The following is a 15,905-nucleotide window of genomic DNA, read 5'->3' as shown; positions in this document are numbered from 1 at the left end:
TATAACCGCGCTATGGCAAGTGCTGCTTCCAATGTTGGAAATGCCAGCGGTTGTGATCGAATTTGTGGCAAGAGGAGAAATGATGCGACGTAAACGTTTGGGTTTATTGGCGTTTGCAACGATCCTGCTGGGAGCTTGTAGCACCTCCGAAGGTAGCGATCAGGAAACTACAACTCCGAAACCATCCGAAACTGGGGCCTCGGGTACCTCCGTCGAGGAAGGGCCAACGTGTGAGCTTATCGATGCAGAAGCGGCCATTGTCGAGGGCCTAGAAAAGTTTCAATCAAGCGAACAAGGTTGGCAGGATCCCATCGCCTCGGATCCGAGTATGGTCGAAGGTTTCGATACGTGCGCGCCGCTTGAAGTCGTCGCGCTCCATTCCGATGACGGATCTGAAAATGTGCCGATGGCACTCATGCTTTTCCACGAGGGAGAGTTCATCGGACCAGCAACGAGTTCGCATTTTCCAAATGTCGAGGTTTCACGAATCGACGAGAATACTATTCGCGCTATCTATACAGCTGATCGGCCCAGCGGGCTAGCCGGATCGGAAGTTATCGCCCATGTTTCAACATTCACGTGGGATGAACAACAGAAGAAGGTGGTCTGGGCTGGGCAAATGCCCTCGTACGAGTTTTCACCTGTTGCTATCCCGGTGGAAGCCTTCAAGGTCCCTGAAGCGGTTAAAACCGCTTACGGCCCAAATCTTCCTGTAACTGCTCTGCCGATGGAGTTTCAGATTCCTTCGCAAATCCCTGAACTCAATATGAACTGGGACGACTCCTTAGACGACCCGCAGGCAGCGATTGCCGCGCCCAAAAAGTCAACAATCTGCAATATCGTGTGGGACAACATGTATTGCTTGACCCCGGGCGTCGAATGGCCGATAGAACCACTCGACCTTGGCGGGAAAACCATTGCTAACACCCATTACCATGTCCTCGGGCCGTCGACCAAGGCTGACCTCGATTACGGAATTGAAATTGGAGCCGTGGGTGGCCCCATCTCCGATCCGGTTATCGAATTGGCACCGGGTGAAGCGAGGTATTTCAATAACTTCATGTGCATGTCGAGCGGCACAGATCTGACCTGCTGGGAAGCGTTGACGGGAAGCGGGTTCATCGTCGACGACGGCGAATTCACGGCTTTCTAAAGCTTAGATGCCTCGGGCGATTCCTCGTTGCAGTGCAGATCTAACACCGGCCTAAGGGCTGACAGAAATAACAGTAAACAACTCTTGCCTCGAATAAGTTCGGTAAATGGTGGCAGTTTTGAAAGAGTGTCAAAAGTCGAAATAAAAGCGGATTGTCTTCGCTATTCGGGCTTTAAGGGTGAGTGCGAAGCTCGCTGAGAATTTGCTGTGAAATCTGTCCGCCCGCCAGTTCGCTTGTATGTGTCTGGTTCCACACGCGAGTCGATGAAGCATGCTCTTGTGACGAAAGCATGCACTTGTTTCCCATTACTGGTTAAGGCGGGGCGCGAGTAGGCTATTCAGAACTAATTCGGCAAGCTGGCCGTGTTTGTTCCGAAAGGCAAATTAGAGCGATCTCGTCCTCGGCCCATTGGTCGTTGGCGGAATGTAACCCGATAGCGAATGGGTGTATACGAACTGCAGCGATCCAGTCAGCTCTATCTTCGCATGCGTCCAATGTTGCAGAAAGCTTCTCATCTGAAAGACCTCCTGCTTGCATCTCATTTTCTGCTTCGATCATTGCGGATATACACGACGAACTAGGCTGCGTGCGTTTTGGAATATTCTGTGACTCGGTAGGAAGTATCGCAGTGGGGCGCACCTCCGCATATGAGCTGGATGAGCGATTGGAGGACTTCCCGCTTGAAGAATCAGCGTCCGATGTGAGCAAAGAAGGGTTAATTAAATAAATTAGAAACAAAATAACAGTCAGGGCAATTATCCACAATAAATTCCGTGGGATTGGCTCCCGTTCAGGATACGTTGCATGGTTATCTACATTCATAGCGGGATCCTATCGATTTTAATGATTTAAAGACATTTGCCAGCGCCTTAGCGACGGAGTCAGTGAGACCTGTTTCGAAGGCGGATCTATTGTGAACTGTGAATGGAAGACGTCGGAGTACGATTCTTTTCATTTATTGTTCTTCGAGAGCATTTTGAAGGTGGCAAGGCTTACGGAAACTTGGATTGTCTCTTCATTGATAAAAGGAAACAATAGCCATATGAGTGTTTTTCCAACTGCCAGCACGTCCGTTTATGCAATTCTTGGGCGCCCGGCCCGGTTCTCTAAGTCGCCCGTTCTGCACAACGCGGTTTTTCGTCATTTGGGAATCGACGCCGTGTACGTCGCCCACGAGCCCGAAGATCTTGGTAAAGCCATCGCGGGCATGAAAGAACTCGGATACTCGGGTGCGAATCTCACGATGCCGTTTAAGAGCGAAGCGATTCCGTACATAGACGAACTGTCCGACGTCGCGGCTGAGATGAACGCGGTTAACACGCTAACGTTCACGGATGGAAAGATCCGGGGCGACAACACCGACGGCGCCGGTCTGCTCAACGAAATTCGTGCCACCGGTACCGAGATCCAGGGAGCAAATGTCCTCCTCCTTGGAACGGGCGGAGCGGCGTCGGCAGTGTGGACGCAGGCTGCGCTGGATGGTGCGGAAGAAATTCGTGTGTTCAATCGAATGAAGCCGGAGTTTGCTCAGATTCGAAATACTTTGGACAAGCTTTCCGCGAAAACGGGCGCCTTGCTAACTTTGCACGACCTCGCAGACGAATCAGAACTCAAGGACGCCACACAGGAAGCGTCAATCATCATCAACGCTACGAACGTGGGCATGGGGGAGCTGGCAGGCCAATCACTGATCGCCCCACAATGGCTAGGCAAACACCATACGGTTGCTGACGCCGTCTACCATCCCCGCATTACCAAGCTGATTTCGGATGCGCAGGCAGCTGGCGCGAAAACTGTTGAGGGCCTTCGTATGTTGCTGGGCCAGGCGGCAATTTGCGAGAAGATCTGGCTCGGCATTGATATGCCCTTCGAGGTGGCTGAGGCGGCCGTCATGGCAGGCGTGGACGTAACCTGACAGCGCAAGCCCGCTTTGGGTATTCTGTGGCAATGAAACGTTTCGCCTTTCTTGCAGCCCGCCCGTCAACAGCGGCAGATATCCGCGCTAACGAATTCGCCGAAGTCAAACGAATTGGCCGCTTGAACGACGACGAAATTGTTTATTTTTCGCTCGAAGATCGGCCGGAAATCGATCCAACGCAGTACGCCGGAATCTTCGTCTCCGGCTCGCAGTACGGCTTCTTTGATGACCCCGAATCAAAAACCCCGGAACAAATCGCTACAGAAGAAAGTTTGTTTGCTGTTAACGACGTGGTTGTTGAGCACGATATTCCGTACCTGGGGCTGTGCTACGGTCACCAATCCCTTGCGGTGAGCCTCGATGAAGAACTCACCGGCCAATACTTTGAAAAATTGACGACAGTCAATATTGAGGTGACCGACGAAGGTAAAAAGGACCCTATTTTCGGGCAGCTCGCCAATCCATTCCCCGCAATCTTGGGGCATGCTGAATCCATCGGAAAGCTACCAAGGGACACGGTCGTTTTAGCCACCTCTCCAGACTGCCCGGTCCAGGCGATTCGGCATCGAAACAATGTGTATGGCGTACAATTTCATCCTGAAATTGACTCTGAATCCTTAGAAATCCGGCTCGATTATTACAACGGAAGCAAATATTTTGAACCGGGAGAGCTAGACGCAGTGCGAGCGCGCACATCAGGCTTCGATTATTCACATGCCGCGATGATCATTAGCGGATTTGTAGACAGATACCGAAACCAATCCGAAGGCTAACCATGAACTTTGCAAAATCACCACGTTCCACAGTCGGTATCGAGTGGGAGCTCCAGCTCATTGACAAGGATTCGAATGATCTTCGACAAGCGGCAGATCACATTCTTGAAGTTGCTCGCCAGCGCGAAAAGGAATCCACGATTATTCATGGCGAGATGATGCTCAACACCATTGAGCTCGTTACTCACCCGCACGAGAATATTGCTGGCTGCACAGATGATCTCAAATGGGGTATTGATGCTCTCCAGCCAATCGTCGAGCCCATGCGCATCGCGTTAGCATCCTCGGGTACGCACCCGTTTGCGAACCCGGTTTACCAACGGGTCACTGATTCGGAACGTTATGCCGAGCTGGTAAATCGTACCCGGTATTGGGGGCGTCAGATGCTCGTGTTTGGTACCCATGTGCATGTGGGTATTGACGACCGTGCGAAAGTTCTTCCGATTTTACGCGCAGTACTTACTCGATTTGCCCATCTCCAAGCCTTGACGGCGTCTTCTCCATTTTGGAACGGAAAAAATACGGGATATGCCGATAACCGGGCGATGGTTTTTCAACAGTTACCAACAGCGGGGGCACCTCGTCAGTTCGATAAATGGGAAGATTTGCAGTCCTATTACGAAGACATGGTGAAGACCGGAGTCATTTCCAATTTTGATGAAGTTCGTTGGGATGTGCGCCCCTCGCCAAAATTCGGCACGATCGAATTCCGAGTTTGTGATGCGGCCACGAACATCGCAGAGGTCGGGATGGTTGCAGCCCTCTCGCAGTGCCTGGTGGAATATTTCTCCCGTAAGCTCGACGACGGCGAGACGCTGCCAACTCTGCAGCCGTGGTTCGTGGATGAGAATAAGTGGCGTGCTGCACGATATGGCATGGATGCGATTTTGATTTTGGACGCCGAAGGTAACGAAGAGCCGGTGGCGGACACGCTCGTGCGCATGGTTGATGAGCTCACGCCGATTGCTGAAGATCTTGGATGCGTTGACGAATTGAACGTCGTCCACACGGTGCTCGAGATGGAGGCGCCCTATCGCAGACTTCTTCGTGCGGGTGCCTATTACAACAAGTCGCGTGAAGCAATCGTTGATTTTATGATCGCCGAGATGGAAGCCGGCCGGCCGCTCGATCCGGATAACAGCGGAAAACAGGGGATAGCGGCCGTTGACGAAAATACCGCCTCGGCCTACGATCCGGATGGCGTTGTTCCCGAGAAAGAACAACCATGAGCGAATACGCGGAAAGCGTTGACATCGCGCAACAGCTGATCCGGTTCGATACCAGTAACGACGGACGTGAGGTGATTGAACAACCCGCGGCCGAGTACGTCATGGAACTGCTCAAAGAGGTTGGATTACAACCTGAGATATACGGACCCACTGCGGGCCGGCCATCCGTCGTCGTGCGAATTCCTGGCAAAAACCGAGGGATCGACGTCGATGAAACGACGGGGGAGCGGCGCGGCGGCGTCGTTATTCACGGGCACCTCGACGTCGTACCCGCAGTTGCCGAGGACTGGTCAGTGGATCCCTTTGGCGGCGTCATTAAAGATGGAATGCTGTGGGGGCGCGGCGCCGTTGACATGAAAAACATGTGCGCCATGATTCTCACCGCCGTGCGGGACATCGCCCGCACCGGTTACGTTCCGCCACGCGATCTCATCATCGCCATGTTCGCCGACGAGGAAGCTGGTGGCAAACAAGGCTGCCAGTATCTGGTGAAGAATCATGCCCACCTGTTTGATGGTGCCACCCATGCTATTTCGGAGGTTGGGGGATATAACACCTATGTGAATGGCAAACGCGTCTATCTGATTCAAACCGGCGAAAAGGCCCTCACCTGGTACAGGTTCACTGCTGAAGGTAGGGCTGGTCACGGATCCCAGATCAATAACGACAACGCTGTGGTAAAAATGGCGCGAGTCATGAACGCGATCGGCTCCGAGCCGTGGCCACTGGTCTTGACCGAAACTGTGCGAACGCTTCTGGCGGGCACTGCAAAGATTGCCGGTTTGCCCTTCGATCCGAACGATGAAGACTCGCTCAATGCGCTAGTTGACGCACTCGGCCCGGCCAAGGCATACGTTGGTGCGACCTTGAGAACGGGTGCGAATTTGACGAGCATGAACGGTGGATACATGGCTAACGTCATTCCACAAACTGTCACGGGCACAGTGGATGTTCGTGCCATTCCCGGAACGGAGGCACAGGTAGCGGCTCGGATTGAAGAACTTGCCGAGGGAGTCGAGATCGAAAAGTTACACGATGATTCCGGGTTTGAATCGCCGACGACGGGTTCTTTCGTTTCGGCTATGAAGGATGCGCTCGAAGTGAACGATCCAGAGGCGATAGCCTTGCCGTATCTGTTATCGGCAGGGACTGACAATAAATCGCTTGGCAAACTCGGCATTCTCGGTTACGGATTCTCACCAGTTCAATTACCCGAAGGCTTTGATTTTCCGGCAATGTTCCATGGCATAGATGAGCGTGTGCCGGTTGCTTCGTTACCGTTTGGAACGCGCGTATTGCGCGACTTCATTGATCGTTTATAGCAGTTTAGAATTCGCCAAATGTGAGCTAGGCTTCATGTATGGCTAATGAAACACACGTAGCGTTTGAGCGGCTAATTTTCGCGCTCCAAGAATTCAATGCTGTAGCTATTTCGGCACACGATCCGGAAGATCCGTCCGTGATCTCGGCTGCCGATGCACTTGCCGATGCCTACACGCTCTACGATGATGCCATTTACACACAGTACGGGGTCGATACTCCTCTCGACACCTACGACGACTTTGACGACGATCACGACGATGATGACCTCGACGATGATTTCGATGACGACGATGACGATGAGGACGACTTCGCCGATGATGAATACGACGATGATTTCGATGACGACGATGACGATGAGGACGACTTCGACGACTAACCGTCGCTGAGTCTTGTGGGTGCCTTGCTAGGCGATCTCGGTAATCACGCGTCTAACAGGCTCGGGCAAATCCACAATATCTAGCGAAAGTACCTGCTCCAACTGGGCGTGCGTACGTGCTCCGATAAGAGCGCACGTCACTTGCGGTTGGGCTAGGAGCCAAGCCAAAGAGACATCGGCGGGTGTGCGAGCTAAACCGTCGGCAGCTTTGACAATTGCTTCCACGGTTCGACGTGGCTTATCGGTCAGGTATGGATTGACTGTCGCACTCAAATGTTCCGTCGCCGCACGGGACGTAGCGGGAATTGTATGCCGATACTTGCCAGTGAGTACGCCCCCGGCAAGAGGAGCTTGAGCTAAGATTCCCAAGCCAAACTCTTTTGCGACATCCGTGAGTTCACCTGCCGGTTCGCGCTGAAGAACCGAATATTCAACGCCGATCGAGCCAAGGGCGGGAAGGCGCATATCTCGCAAATATTGAGCGATTCGGGCGACCTTCCATGCGGGATGGTTTGCTAGTCCGATGTATCTGGTTGCGCCAGAGCTCACGGCAAGCGCAATGGTGTCCACCTGTTCTTCCATCTCGATACGAGGGTCGGCGGAGCCTACGTGGAGAACATCCACATAGGTGGTGCCAAGTGTTTCGAGTAGTCCGTGCAGCGAATCCATAATCGCACCGCGCCCGCCGTTAAACCGCACGGCGCCGTCGTCGTGATAAAACTCGCCGACGTGAGCAACGATGGTGAGTTCCGAGCGGTCAACCCCGCCGTCCAAAACGCTGCCTAAGACCTGCGCAGCCAAGCCCTCGCCATAAACTGGTGAAATATCGACGGTACTTCCGCCGTGATCGAGGAGAGTGCTGACCATCTGTGCGGCGTCGCTAGCCTCGGTGTCGCGCCCCCACGTGAGGGTGCCGAGCCCGAGGTTTCCCATGCGCAAGCCTGTGGAGCCGAGGAACGTGTGTTTCATATCCCAGAGCCTAGTCTACGTGGGCCGGTGAACGGGCGATAGGCTTGGCTCGTGGGTATTTTAGAAGCGATCGTGCTGGGTATTGTCCAGGGACTAACCGAGTTTCTTCCCATCTCATCCTCGGCACATTTACGAATCGTCGGCGAACTTTTCCCTTCGCTCGGTGATCCGGGAGTGACCTTCACGGCGGTCACGCAAATCGGTACTGAAACGGCTGTCATCATTTATTTTTGGAAGGACATTGTTCGTATAGTGTCCGCTTGGTTCAAATCTTTGCCGATAGGGCCGTGGAAGAATCAGGTGCCGCGGGATAACCCTGATGCCCGGATGGGATGGATTGTTATTTTCGGAACTCTCCCGATCGTTTTCCTCGGTCTTTTGTTGGAGGACTGGATAGATACGGTATTTCGCAACCTATATCTCACCGCGCTCACGCTCGCGGTGTTCGCGATTTTCCTTGGCCTGGCAGATCGGTTCGGTACGCGCAGGAAAGAGCTCGCCGACATGCCGATTCGCGACGGTGTAGTGCTCGGTTTCGCCCAGGCGATGGCACTCGTACCCGGCGTGTCACGCTCAGGCGGAACGATCACGGTCGGCCTCGCTTTAGGCTACACGCGCCCTGCCGCCGCCCGAATTTCGTTTTTCTTGGCTATTCCAGCCGTCATGGGTTCGGGATTCTATCGGTTGCTTTCCGATGATGGAACTGGACCGCAAGCAGGAGCGGCGCCTACGATCGTAGCCACAATCACAGCGTTTATTGTGGGATTCGCTGTTATCGTTGGTTTCTTGAGGCTGGTTGAGACGCGCTCCTACATTCCGTTCGTGGTTTACCGTCTTATTCTGGCTGCAGCCGTCGTATTCATGCTTGGCCAAGGCATTTTAAGCCCAGACTAGAGGAGATTGGCTATGAGGACATGGACCGCACCCGAACTACCGGAGCTTCCAGGTACGCCGCCGCCGCTTCGTTTGCATGATTCGTCTACGGGTGAGCTTGTGCAACACGATCGATCAGATCTACGGATGTGGATCTGCGGTATTACGCCCTATGATTCTACTCATTTCGGGCACGCTAACACCTACGTCGCTTTCGATACGTTATCTCGCGTGTGGCTCGATGGTGGGCGAGAGTTAGCGACGGCGTCAAACGTCACGGATATTGATGACCCGCTATTTGAACGTGCCGAGGAGACCGGGCAGAACTGGTACGAGCTTGCGCAGAGTCAAACCCAGCTTTTCCGCGAAGACATGGAAGCATTGCGAGTGCTACCACCGGATACGTGGACCTCGATTACGGAAATCTTGGATCCTCTCGAAGAGCTGATTCGGAAGATGGAAAAGGACGACACGGCCTACCGCGTTCCTGCCGAAGATGGAACTGAATTCATTTACGCAGACATTTCCAAGGATCCTAAGTTGGCGCAAGCTCCAATCTTCGAGCAGATGGATCTGGTGGCCACTTTTGACGAGCGCGGCGGTGACTCAACACGGCCTGGAAAGCGTAACAGGCTCGATCCGCAGCTGTGGAAAGGTGTTGTCGGCGGCAATTATCGGCCAAATGCCGGGGAACCGGGGGATTGGCGCCCGGGTTGGCACATTCAGTGCGCGCTGATGGCTCTACATAACCTTGGGGTGGTCGATGTGCACGCGGGAGGCAAGGATTTAATCTTTCCGCATCACGAAATGTCTGAACACCACATGCGCGAGATGACCAAAGGTGATGCAGAGGTACGTATCCACGCGCACGCCGCGATGGTGTCTTATCAGGGCGAGAAGATGAGCAAGTCGCTTGGAAACCTCGTATTTGTTTCTTCTTTGCGTCATGAGGGAATTGATCCGAATGTTATTCGGCTTGCTATCCTTGCCCATCACTATCGAGTGGATTGGGAATATCACGACGACGTCCTGCGCGTTGCCTCGGATCGTTTGGATGCTTGGCGTGACGGGTTGAATGCCCCTGTAAGCGAGAATTCGGATGATCATGCGGAAGAATTTTTGGCGCGCTTGCGCGAGGTGCTCGCCAATGATCTCAACACGCCAGATGCGCTCGAACTCGTTGATGCTTATTTGAACGGGCGAGAAGCGTGGGCGTCTGAAAATGAAAAGACGCAAGCGCGAAACGCGCTCGACGCCCTTCTTGGAATCAAAGTTTAGGAGCTGTTGATGCTTCCGCTTGGCGTCCTTTTTGACATGGACGGCACGCTTACCGATACGGAAAAGCTCTGGTTTCAGGCCGAAACAGAGTTGATTGCTGAGCTTGGTGGTGACTGGCAACCGGGCGATGAACGTGAGCTGATTGGTCTGAATCTCCACGATGCTTCGGCGCTTTTGGTGAACCGACTCAAACTAGATATTTCGCCGGAGGATTTCGGCCGTATCTTAACGGACCGGGTAACGGAGCTAGGAAGACGCCATGGAATGCCATGGCGCCCGGGCGCATACGAACTTTTGGATCTTTTACGGAACCTCGATATTCCATCGGTTCTGGTCACGGCTTCGATGCGCCGATTTGCCCAACTCACGCTGGGTCAGGCACCTGTCGGCTCGTTGGAATTTGCGGTGACGGGGGAGGACGTGGTGCGAGGCAAACCCGATCCGGAGGCCTACCAACGAGCGGCAAGCTTGATTGGCGTAGAGCCGCGTGATTGCGTGGCATTCGAGGATTCGGTGCACGGGCTAAATTCGGCCCGCAGAGCCGGCGCAATCGCCGTCGGCGTGCCACTCAATGTGGACATCAGTGACGTTCCAGGCGTTATCTTGATCGATTCTCTCGAGCAGGTTGATGAAGACTTTTTGCGCGCGCTGATGCGCTAATTCCGATGTCCTACTTCGGCAGTGAGAAGCTGACGTACACCTATGTCATTCATCTGAGGTGCCCTATTGCCAAAAGCCGGGCACCGATCTTGAAAGTGGCACCAATTACACAGAGGCCCTTTCTTTGGCTCAAAATCTTGGGAATCGATGCGCCCACGAATTCCTGACCACAGTGATTCTACTTCGCGGGAGAGCGCATCGACGTCGTCCGGATGAGGATCGTAGGTGAGAACCCGGCCGTCCTTGAGGTAGATCAGCTGAGTACGCGCTGGAAGAGTGCCCTCGGAGTAATAGAGGGCGGTGGCATAAAACCGCATTTGGAAAATCGCTTCACTTTGAAAACGGGGCGATGGCGACTTGCCAGTTTTGTAGTCAACGAGCCGAATTTGACCGTTTGGCGCGCGGTCAATGCGGTCGATAATTCCGCGAATGGCTAATCCGGAGGGCAAAACCGCGTTAACAAAACTCTCGCGAGCATCCGGCTCCAAAAAGCTGGGATTTTCCAGTGTGAAGTAATTAGCTATGAGTGGCCGGGCAGATCCGAGCCACTCGTCGATCTCCCGCTGGGACTCAAACAACTCTTGGGCTTCTGGATCTTTCTCGAGGTGTGCCGCCCACGCCGGATCGAGCAATTCTTGCGCATGTTCGGGTGTGCGCTCCAACGCGGGAACATCATAAAGGTGTTCAAGAACTGAGTGCACGAGAGTTCCGCGAAGTGCCTCAATAGACGGTGGCTCGGGAAGCTTATCGATTACTCGAAAACGAAATTTGAGCGGACAGTTCTTGAAATCACTGGCCCGAGATGGCGAAAGAGCGGCATGTCGTTTCATAGATTCCACCGTAGCGACTTGCGCCGACAATTTTCCGTAAGATGTCACAGATGAATGCTTATCCACATCCTTTGGGCCCTGATCGACGCCGAGGTCCGTTTCGTGCCGGTGAACGCGTACAACTCACCGACACCAAGGGCCGCAAGTACACCACCATGCTCACCACCGATGGCTATTTTCAATCGGCCCGCGGCAACTTCCGCCACAGTGCTTTAATTGGCGCCGATGAGGGAACAGTGTTTGAAGCCGAAACCGGGCACACACTTCAGGCGTTTCGCCCGCTCGTGGCTGACTACGTGCTGTCAATGCCCCGCGGTGCAACTCCCATTTATCCAAAAGATTCTGCCCAGATTATTCAGCAGGCGGACGTCTTTCCGGGCGCGCGCGTGTTCGAGGCGGGCGTAGGTTCTGGAGGTTTAACGATTTCATTGCTTGCCGCCATCGGACCTGAAGGCCATCTGACATCGGTGGAGCGGCGCGAGGAATTTGCCGAGATTGCGCAAGCGAACGTCGAATCGTGGTACGGCCCGCAAGTACCGCCGTGGGAACTGTTCGTTGGCGAGGCTGCTCAGGCTTTGGACGAGATAGACCGCGAAAGCTTAGACCACGTTTTGCTCGATATGCTCGCACCTTGGGAGCTGATTCTCCCTGCCTCGCGGGCGCTACGGTCCGGAGGCGTTATTGTCGGCTACGTGACGACGACGACCCAGCTGTCCCGGTTTGTGGAACAGTTGCGAGAATCCGAGAGCTATTCAGAACCAGTAGCATTCGAATCCGTCGTACGAACCTGGCACCTCGATGGCCTGGCTGTTCGCCCGAATCATTCGATGGTTGGACACACCGGATTCCTCGTTCTCGCCCGGAGGATTGCACGTAATTCAAGCCCGCTGATTCCTAAACGACGCCCGGCGCCAGCCGCGCATTCGGAGGAACCTGATTGGGATTGGACTGAAGACGATCTGCCACAGCATGAGATTTCGGAGAAGAAACTGCGGAAGGTGCGCCGCGATGTGGCCCACCGTGCCGACGTCGAACTTTCGGGGCGCTCACTTCCTGGGGATAATAGTGAGCGGATACGGAAAAAGCTGGATAACGAAACGCGGCAACAAAACGAGCGCCGCTACGCACAGCGGCGAATAGAGCGCGACGAGGGAGAATTGTGAACGAACAGGGCGAAATCTTTGGCCTTCAAGAGGCGCTGGCCTCGCTTGAGGAGAAAAACGATCGGCTAGCCGAAGCGTTACAAAAGTCACGGCGCCGCATCCAAGACCTTTCCCAACAGGTGGAAAAACTCTCCGAACCGCCCGGATCCACGGCCACTTTTGTGAGTGCCGACCACGAACGGCACGAGGTTTATGCCGTGGTCAACGGACGAAAGATGGTTCTATCGGCCTCCACCCTCGTAGAACTCGGAAAGATTCGCCCCGGTCAGGAGTTGCTGCTAAACGAGGCGCTCGTCGTCGTCGGCGTTGAATCTTACGAGCGTACGGGCGAAATCGTGACGGTCAAACTCGTGATCGATTCCGAGCGAGCACTGGTTCAAGTGCATGCCGACGATGAACGGGTGATGCGAATTTCTGGCCGACTCCAAGACCAGCAGGTGAGGGTGGGCGATACGGTGCTTGCCGACACGAAGGCTGGCTTCATTCTGGAACATGTTGAGCGACCCGACGTCGAACACCTTTTGCTTGAGGAGATCCCGGACGTTTCTTACGAAGATATCGGTGGACTAGATGAACAGATCGAGCAGATCAAGGACACCGTCGAGCTACCATTCGAACAGCCCGAACTGTATCGCGAACACGGCTTGAAGCCGCCCAAGGGGGTGTTACTTTACGGGCCTCCGGGAACGGGTAAAACCCTGATTGCCCGCGCGGTGGCTACCTCACTTGCCGAAAAGATCTCCAAGCGTGACGGCCAAGATCGATCACGTTCGTATTTCTTGAATATCAAGGGCCCGCAGCTGCTCGACAAGTACGTCGGTGAAACAGAACGGCAGATCCGAGAAATCTTTTCCCGCGCTCGCGACCGGGCGGCCTCGGGCATTCCGGTTGTGATTTTCTTTGACGAAATGGAGGCACTGTTCCGCACCAGGGGCTCCGGTGTGTCTTCGGATGTGGAAACAACAGTTGTACCCCAGTTGCTCGCTGAGATTGACGGCGTGGAACAGTTAGACAATGTCATTGTGATCGGCGCATCAAACCGCGAAGACATGATCGATCCGGCGATTTTGCGCCCCGGCCGCCTAGACGTCAAGATCCGGATCGAACGGCCAAACCGCGCGGGAGCGGCCGATATTCTGCTCAAATATCTCACGCCGAACCTGCCGATACACTCCGACGAGATTGCGAGGCACGGTAGCGCGCAGGCGGCAGTCAGAGCGATGGCACAAGCGTGCGTCGACGAGCTATTCGAACGAAGCGCACGCAACGAATTCATCGAAGTGACCTATGCGGACGGCTCAAAGGACATCCTTTACATGTGTGATTTTGTTTCCGGCGCCATGCTCGCAGCGATTGTGGACCGGGCAAAGAAACGTGCCATTAAAGACCTGCTTTCCAGCGGCGAGCGGGGCATCAGGCAGCAGCACCTGTTGGATGCGCTCGCTGAAGAGGCGCGTGAAAACGAGGATTTGACGCAGATGACTAACCCCGATGAGTGGTCGCGCGTGCACGGACGCGGCTCGGGTAAGCGAGTCACGTATGTCAAGCCGCTGGTTGAACGCAAGATGGACGACGACGTCGTTGAACCGGCAAGCGAGCAAGTTCCGGATGAGCCGGTGCATGCGACGTCGGCACCCGATCTGAGCGAACCGACGGATACAACAGGCGTGCCGGACTGGCGGAACATGGTGGTGCCAACCGAAACGAAAGAACGTCCGGTTGAACAATGGGACAACGTCGTACGAAAGGGATTGATATGAGTGCACGGCGCGTCATCGGCTTAGAGACCGAATTTGGAATTATTGACGCCGATGATCCGGCGGCAAACCCAATCGTGCTGTCGACGGAAGTGGTCGATACCTATGGAGGGCGGGGGAGTGCTGCCGGTGGCGCCGGGGCAATTCGCTGGGACTATCACGGCGAGGATCCGCTCAACGATGCCCGCGGGTACCGCATCGATCGGGCATCGGCCCACCCCTCGCAACTAACCGATGATCCAGATCAGCTTGCCCCGCCGGGCGATGCAACCGAACTTCAATCAATCCAGCGCCCATCGGATGCCGAACTCGCGCTACCGAGAGCTGCCAACGCGGTGCTCACGAACGGAGCGCGGCTGTATGTGGATCATGCGCATCCCGAATATTCTTCTCCGGAGGTTGCCAACCCGCGCGAGGCCATCTTGTGGGATCGAGCTGGGGACATGATTGCTGTCGAAGCGATGGACTTGCTAAAAGAATCGGGCAGGAACGTCGTCATCTATAAGAACAATGTTGACGGCAAGGGCGCGGCTTACGGTTCGCATGAGAATTACTTGGTGGATCGCAGCGTCGAATTCTCCGATATTATCCGCTACCTAACTCCGTTCCTTGTGACGCGGCAGATTCTGTGTGGCACTGGCCGGCTTGGGCTTGGCCAGCAGTCGCAGCAACCCGGTTTTCAGATTTCGCAGCGCGCCGACTACGTGGAAAACGACGTCGGGCTCGAGACGACCTTCAACCGGCCGATTATCAATACGCGTGACGAGCCGCATTCGAATGCTGAGCTTTACCGCCGCCTTCACGTGATCGGGGGAGACGCGAACCAATTTGACGTGTCGAATTTATTGAAGGTTGGCACGACATCTTTGGTCCTGTGGCTGCTGGAGTTCGGGCGGCTGCCGCTCAGTCTCGATTCGGTGATGCTGTTCGAACCGGTGCGTGCCACGTGGGAGATTTCGCACGACCCTACGTTGACCCGCAAGATCGACATGCAAGATGGCTCGCAGCGTACGGCCATTGATATCCAGCAGATGTACCTTGATTCTGTGCTTGAGGCGCTAGGTGATGACGAGCTGGACTTCGATACGCGCGAAGTTGTGGAAACTTGGCAAGAAACTTTGAACCTGTTGCGCAGCGATCTTTTCTCGGCCTCCAGAAAAGTGGAGTGGATAGCAAAATATCAGATGCTTGATTCGCTTCGGCAGCGAACGGGCGGTTCGTGGGATAACGATAAATTGCGGGCATTCGATCTGCAGTGGCATGACCTGCGCCCCGAGCGTTCGATCGTGAACCGGCTCGACCAGGCCGGCAGGGTGGAACGCCTATTCCACCCTGAACAGGTGATGTGGGCGACGCGCCACGCACCCGAATCCACTCGTGCCTATTTGCGAGGCGGACTGATTCGACGGTTCGCCGGGGAAGTGACGTCCGCAGGATGGGATGGGATTACGCTCGATGTGCCCGGTTATGAGAGCCTCGTGCGTATTCCGCTGATGCATCCAGAGCGTGCAACCCGAGAACTTGTTGGCGACATGCTAGAGCAGGCGGATTCGGTGGAGGACTTCCTCATCCGCCTGACGAGTGCTTGAGGTGAATTTCACC

Annotated in this window: 14 protein-coding genes; 12 read left to right on the top strand and 2 right to left on the bottom strand. The window is 54.7% G+C overall.

The window, feature by feature from the left end:
• Positions 1-79 precede the first annotated feature (79 nt).
• From J2S70_RS00565 to J2S70_RS00540, 6 genes are all read left to right on the top strand, one after another.
• A complete protein-coding gene (locus J2S70_RS00565) occupies positions 80-1,153 on the top strand; it encodes an LppP/LprE family lipoprotein (protein ID WP_307681810.1) in 1,074 nt (357 codons plus the stop codon).
• A 1,043-nt stretch (positions 1,154-2,196) separates the two neighbouring features.
• Positions 2,197-3,069 carry a shikimate dehydrogenase family protein gene (locus J2S70_RS00560; RefSeq protein ID WP_307681809.1) on the top strand — a complete coding sequence of 291 codons (873 nt, stop codon included), beginning with the start codon at positions 2,197-2,199 and terminating at the stop codon, positions 3,067-3,069.
• A 32-nt stretch (positions 3,070-3,101) separates the two neighbouring features.
• The gene (locus tag J2S70_RS00555; RefSeq protein WP_307681808.1) at positions 3,102-3,845 is read left to right on the top strand and encodes a glutamine amidotransferase-related protein; all 744 of its coding nucleotides are present in this window, start codon (positions 3,102-3,104) and stop codon (positions 3,843-3,845) included.
• A 2-nt stretch (positions 3,846-3,847) separates the two neighbouring features.
• The gene (locus tag J2S70_RS00550; protein ID WP_307681807.1) at positions 3,848-5,074 is read left to right on the top strand and encodes a glutamate--cysteine ligase; all 1,227 of its coding nucleotides are present in this window, start codon (positions 3,848-3,850) and stop codon (positions 5,072-5,074) included.
• The gene (locus tag J2S70_RS00545) at positions 5,071-6,396 is read left to right on the top strand and encodes a M20/M25/M40 family metallo-hydrolase (RefSeq protein ID WP_307681806.1); all 1,326 of its coding nucleotides are present in this window, start codon (positions 5,071-5,073) and stop codon (positions 6,394-6,396) included. The genes J2S70_RS00550 and J2S70_RS00545 overlap by 4 nt, the downstream gene beginning before the upstream one ends.
• A gap of 38 nt (positions 6,397-6,434) precedes the next feature.
• Entirely contained in the window at positions 6,435-6,773 is a 339-nt protein-coding gene (locus tag J2S70_RS00540; protein ID WP_307681805.1) for a hypothetical protein, read from the top strand.
• A 27-nt stretch (positions 6,774-6,800) separates the two neighbouring features.
• Here J2S70_RS00540 and J2S70_RS00535 read toward each other — a convergent pair whose 3' ends face one another.
• Positions 6,801-7,742: an aldo/keto reductase gene (locus J2S70_RS00535; RefSeq protein ID WP_307681804.1), complete on the bottom strand. Its 942-nt coding sequence runs from the start codon at positions 7,740-7,742 to the stop codon at positions 6,801-6,803.
• A 51-nt stretch (positions 7,743-7,793) separates the two neighbouring features.
• Here J2S70_RS00535 and J2S70_RS00530 point away from each other — a divergent pair, with 51 nt between their 5' ends.
• The 3 genes from J2S70_RS00530 to J2S70_RS00520 are packed head-to-tail and all read left to right on the top strand — an operon-like array spanning position 7,794 to position 10,553.
• Positions 7,794-8,636 carry an undecaprenyl-diphosphate phosphatase gene (locus J2S70_RS00530; RefSeq protein WP_307681803.1) on the top strand — a complete coding sequence of 281 codons (843 nt, stop codon included), beginning with the start codon at positions 7,794-7,796 and terminating at the stop codon, positions 8,634-8,636.
• 12 nt (positions 8,637-8,648) lie between these two features.
• Entirely contained in the window at positions 8,649-9,893 is a 1,245-nt protein-coding gene (locus J2S70_RS00525; RefSeq protein WP_307681802.1) for a hypothetical protein, read from the top strand.
• 9 nt (positions 9,894-9,902) lie between these two features.
• Complete coding sequence (locus tag J2S70_RS00520; protein WP_307681801.1) at positions 9,903-10,553, top strand: HAD family hydrolase; 651 nt, start codon at positions 9,903-9,905, stop codon at positions 10,551-10,553.
• Here J2S70_RS00520 and J2S70_RS00515 read toward each other — a convergent pair.
• Positions 10,550-11,383 carry a RecB family exonuclease gene (locus J2S70_RS00515; RefSeq protein WP_307681800.1) on the bottom strand — a complete coding sequence of 278 codons (834 nt, stop codon included), beginning with the start codon at positions 11,381-11,383 and terminating at the stop codon, positions 10,550-10,552. The genes J2S70_RS00520 and J2S70_RS00515 overlap by 4 nt on opposite strands.
• 50 nt (positions 11,384-11,433) lie before the next feature.
• On the opposite strand from J2S70_RS00515, the gene J2S70_RS00510 reads away from it, so the two are divergent.
• From J2S70_RS00510 to dop, 3 genes are read left to right on the top strand one after another with little or no spacing between them, the layout of a single operon-like run.
• Positions 11,434-12,546 carry a tRNA (adenine-N1)-methyltransferase gene (locus tag J2S70_RS00510; RefSeq protein WP_307681799.1) on the top strand — a complete coding sequence of 371 codons (1,113 nt, stop codon included), beginning with the start codon at positions 11,434-11,436 and terminating at the stop codon, positions 12,544-12,546.
• Positions 12,543-14,306 carry a proteasome ATPase gene (arc, locus tag J2S70_RS00505; RefSeq protein WP_307681798.1) on the top strand — a complete coding sequence of 588 codons (1,764 nt, stop codon included), beginning with the start codon at positions 12,543-12,545 and terminating at the stop codon, positions 14,304-14,306. The genes J2S70_RS00510 and arc overlap by 4 nt, the downstream gene beginning before the upstream one ends.
• Positions 14,303-15,892, top strand: coding sequence for a depupylase/deamidase Dop (gene dop, locus J2S70_RS00500; protein WP_307681797.1), 1,590 nt, complete (start codon positions 14,303-14,305; stop codon positions 15,890-15,892). The genes arc and dop overlap by 4 nt, the downstream gene beginning before the upstream one ends.
• Positions 15,893-15,905: the final 13 nt, after the last annotated feature.

The organism is Trueperella bonasi (assembly GCF_030811535.1).
GTDB classification, from domain to species: domain Bacteria; phylum Actinomycetota; class Actinomycetes; order Actinomycetales; family Actinomycetaceae; genus Trueperella; species Trueperella bonasi.
The sequence above is the reverse complement of the archived record's forward strand: the minus strand, read 5'-3'. Positions and strand labels throughout refer to the sequence as shown.

Excerpts from the sequence above, each read along its gene's own strand:
- J2S70_RS00520 (WP_307681801.1), top strand. The coding sequence starts at position 9,903 with ATGCTTCCGCTTGGCGTCCTTTTTGACATGGACGGCACGCTTACCGAT.
- J2S70_RS00565 (WP_307681810.1), top strand. The coding sequence starts at position 80 with ATGATGCGACGTAAACGTTTGGGTTTATTGGCGTTTGCAACGATCCTG.
- J2S70_RS00525 (WP_307681802.1), top strand. The coding sequence starts at position 8,649 with ATGAGGACATGGACCGCACCCGAACTACCGGAGCTTCCAGGTACGCCG.
- J2S70_RS00540 (WP_307681805.1), top strand. The coding sequence starts at position 6,435 with ATGGCTAATGAAACACACGTAGCGTTTGAGCGGCTAATTTTCGCGCTC.
- J2S70_RS00560 (WP_307681809.1), top strand. The coding sequence starts at position 2,197 with ATGAGTGTTTTTCCAACTGCCAGCACGTCCGTTTATGCAATTCTTGGG.
- J2S70_RS00550 (WP_307681807.1), top strand. The coding sequence starts at position 3,848 with ATGAACTTTGCAAAATCACCACGTTCCACAGTCGGTATCGAGTGGGAG.
- J2S70_RS00545 (WP_307681806.1), top strand. The coding sequence starts at position 5,071 with ATGAGCGAATACGCGGAAAGCGTTGACATCGCGCAACAGCTGATCCGG.
- J2S70_RS00535 (WP_307681804.1), bottom strand. The coding sequence starts at position 7,742 with ATGAAACACACGTTCCTCGGCTCCACAGGCTTGCGCATGGGAAACCTC.
- dop (WP_307681797.1), top strand. The coding sequence starts at position 14,303 with ATGAGTGCACGGCGCGTCATCGGCTTAGAGACCGAATTTGGAATTATT.
- J2S70_RS00510 (WP_307681799.1), top strand. The coding sequence starts at position 11,434 with ATGAATGCTTATCCACATCCTTTGGGCCCTGATCGACGCCGAGGTCCG.
- J2S70_RS00555 (WP_307681808.1), top strand. The coding sequence starts at position 3,102 with ATGAAACGTTTCGCCTTTCTTGCAGCCCGCCCGTCAACAGCGGCAGAT.
- J2S70_RS00515 (WP_307681800.1), bottom strand. The coding sequence starts at position 11,383 with ATGAAACGACATGCCGCTCTTTCGCCATCTCGGGCCAGTGATTTCAAG.